Origin of the sequence: Alicyclobacillus fodiniaquatilis (genome assembly GCF_042678105.1) — a bacterium.
GTDB classification, from domain to species: domain Bacteria; phylum Bacillota; class Bacilli; order Alicyclobacillales; family Alicyclobacillaceae; genus Alicyclobacillus; species Alicyclobacillus fodiniaquatilis.
The window spans coordinates 78435-80077 of sequence record NZ_JBHUCX010000102.1; the positions used below are offsets into that span (position 1 = coordinate 78435).

The following is a 1643-nucleotide window of genomic DNA, read 5'->3' on the forward strand; positions in this document are numbered from 1 at the left end:
TGCCCTTGTACAACCAACTGGATTAATTACATCATATGCCCTAAACCTGAATGCTGACGTACGCTAAGACAATTTATGGATGGAAAGTGCCGATTTTCTGTACTCTAAGTCGTTTGATAAGCACTCATCACGACTTTTACGACGCTATTTCGGTGAGTTATCCAGCTTAGGGACCTGGTTTCTTAGCTCTGGAAAGCTCAAAAGTGGCATTAAAGTCATCTTTCACGTCACTTTTGAGCTTAGCGTACGAAATTTGCGTTTCGCTAGCGATACCCCTTCTATAGGTTCACGTTCGTTCGACTGGTCGCAAAAGGATACTCTCGAGTGCTGGTCAACGAGATGATGTTTCAATTCATGAGCCATAGTGAAAATCATGGGGTCTAGTGGCAATTCCTTTGCAATCATAATGGACGGCTGTATATTCGCGTGTTTGTTGGCGGGACTCCAACTACACCTTTCTTCGATATGGAGCGAAAAACATTCTTATTTTCATGGGCATATGGCAGAGCCTTTTGTATAAATTTACCTCATATTTACTGGCGGCTAATTCAGAAAGCGCTTTCATGTCACGGAAAGTGATACCATCGCTGCCGAAAAATTCATCGAATACTTCATGGGCGTCGACATCTGGTCCCTTCATGTAATCATTGAAATTCAGCATATCTTCAGTCTCCTTCCGGTTACATTGAATAATGATCGAAAATTTTCTTAAGTCAATAATATGTGATCTGACACAATTTTGTCACGCTTTTTTTAGAAGTCCGCTTGCATAGAAACATTCAAGGGAGGAAAACGCATTCTTCTTTCTTAACCCCTTTTTAAAAATCTGAAATTAACCTTTTCGGGGAAAGGTGCAAATACGCCAACTTATTTTATGTTTCATTCGAGAAGAACGCAAAAAGTAACAAAACACTGTGGAACTCCTTGTTCGACAAGGGGTTCCACAGTGTTTTGAATGAAACATAATTCATTTATGTTTCTTTGGGGGTGTTGCGCTGTTAACTACAGGAGAAAGAACAGAAAATAAGTATTACTGTTTTGTCCCGATTGCAGTTTGTACACTTGTGACACTTTTGGGAGATGAAACTGCTGACTTGTACATCAAAATGCCAGCTGAAACACATATGATAACGAACATCGCAATAAGTAAGAAAATGACTATTTTCAGTGATTTCAGCACTTTTATCGCCCCTTCTGTCCCTTCACAACAACGCTATCCCGTAAAGTGGCGTCCGGTAAGGCATGTTACGTAACCTTGAATCCAGAACTATTATCATTTTACTTTTTTTCGGAATAAACCTGAAAGACCTTCAAGTTGACTAACGACTGAACCGGTAGTTGTATCTAGATAGGGAGGAAACATCGTAATTACAGTATCACAATGTGAACACTTTACAGAAAACAACTCCGTAGGGGCGTTGAGAACACGTACGCTCTCCATCTCAAATGTATCATTGTCGCATTTTGGGCACTTGGACATCTGGTACTCCTCCTCGTCCGATATCGGTTTTTACGTCGACTTCTTGAATTAGCCCCCCATCGTATTATGAGGTCAGCCAGTTCTTACTGGTTGACCTCTTTCATTATAGGGGTTGTATACTCCGGTAGCCGGGTAGAACGTCGCCCCCGTGGGTCATCGAACC

At 41.3% G+C, this 1643-nt stretch carries 1 protein-coding gene; it reads right to left on the reverse strand.

Annotated features, from left to right (window positions below; genetic code table 11):
• Positions 1 to 448: 448 nt before the first annotated feature.
• Positions 449 to 661 (reverse strand): hypothetical protein, encoded by a 213-nt coding sequence (locus ACFSB2_RS26575; RefSeq protein ID WP_377946270.1) that lies wholly within the window; start codon positions 659 to 661, stop codon positions 449 to 451.
• Positions 662 to 1643 lie beyond the last annotated feature (982 nt).

Excerpts from the sequence above, each read along its gene's own strand:
- ACFSB2_RS26575 (WP_377946270.1), bottom strand. The coding sequence starts at position 661 with ATGCTGAATTTCAATGATTACATGAAGGGACCAGATGTCGACGCCCAT.